The organism is Alexandriicola marinus (genome assembly GCF_004000435.1).
Taxonomy (GTDB): Bacteria; Pseudomonadota; Alphaproteobacteria; order Rhodobacterales; family Rhodobacteraceae; genus Alexandriicola; species Alexandriicola marinus.
Genome location: NZ_RBVZ01000067.1, coordinates 1 through 493 on the forward strand (window position 1 = coordinate 1; position 493 = coordinate 493).

The 493-nt window shown below is 60.2% G+C and carries 1 pseudogene; it reads right to left on the reverse strand.

Annotated features, from left to right (window positions below):
* Positions 1–476 (reverse strand): annotated as a pseudogene (locus EP376_RS22715) (transposase); the annotation flags it as partial.
* Between the last annotated feature and the right edge of the window lie 17 nt (positions 477–493).

Below are 493 nucleotides of genomic sequence, written 5' to 3' on the forward strand. Positions count from 1 at the left end.
GACCATGCGATATCCATAGCGCCCGTATTGATCGGCCAGCTCAATGATATCGTCGGTCAGACGTTCCTCATCGGCGCGGCCCTGGGGCGCCTTGCGTTGCGTGGAGCGGTGCTGCCCGAGCGTGCGGCAGGCTCGGCGTTCCGATACGCCAAGTTCCCGCCGCACATGGTCGATACATTTCCGGCGACGCGAAGGGCTCAGAAGTTTCCCTTCGCCGCTTCCGTCAAGATCAGCTTGTCTAGCGTCAGGTCCGACACCGCCCGCCGCAGCCGCTGGTTTTCCTTCTCCAGTTCTTTCAGACGCGCGAGCTGAGATCGCTGCATCCCGCCATAAAGCTTCCGCCACCGATAGAACGTCTGCTGCGTCACACCGATCTGACGAACCGCCTCGGCAATCGTCGCTCCTTGCCCTTGCAGGACTTCAACCTGCCGAAGCTTCGATACAATCTCTTCGGGCTTCTCTCGCTTTCCAGCCATCGCTGATCCTCCAATTT